General features: G+C 69.5%; 1 protein-coding gene. It reads right to left on the bottom strand.

Annotation, left to right across the window (positions count from 1 at the left end; all coding sequences use genetic code 11):
• Window position 1: 1 nt before the first annotated feature.
• Complete coding sequence (locus tag IF30_RS0140520; RefSeq protein WP_030248297.1) at window positions 2-415, bottom strand: roadblock/LC7 domain-containing protein; 414 nt, start codon at window positions 413-415, stop codon at window positions 2-4.
• Window positions 416-440 lie beyond the last annotated feature (25 nt).

Genomic DNA, 440 nt, shown 5'->3' with positions numbered 1-440 from the left:
GTCAGTGCAGGAGACTGCCCTGGAGTTCCGCGCGGAGTGCGGGGGTGAGGACGGCGCCGGCGCGGTCGACGAGCAGGGCCATCTCGTAGCCGACGAGGCCGATGTCGGAGTCGGGGGCGGCCAGGACGGCGAGGGCGGAGCCGTCGCTGACGGCCATCAGGAACAGGAAGCCCCGTTCCATCTCGACGACGGTCTGGTTGACCTCGCCGCCCTCGAAGATCCGGCTGGCGCCGGAGGTGAGGGAGGTGAGGCCGGAGGCGACGGCGGCGAGCTGGTCGGCGCGGTCGCGCGGGAAGCCCTCGGACATGCACAGGAGGAGGCCGTCCGCGGAGACCACCACGGTGTGGGACACCCCGGGGGTGTTGTCCACGAAATTGGTGATCAGCCAGTTCAGGTTCTGTGCGGCCTGGCTCATCTGAGTCAACTCAACGCTCCTGGTG

Origin of the sequence: Streptomyces sp. NRRL S-350, assembly GCF_000719705.1 — a bacterium.
Classification (GTDB): domain Bacteria; phylum Actinomycetota; class Actinomycetes; order Streptomycetales; family Streptomycetaceae; genus Kitasatospora.
This window is presented reverse-complemented; position numbering and strand designations above follow the sequence as displayed.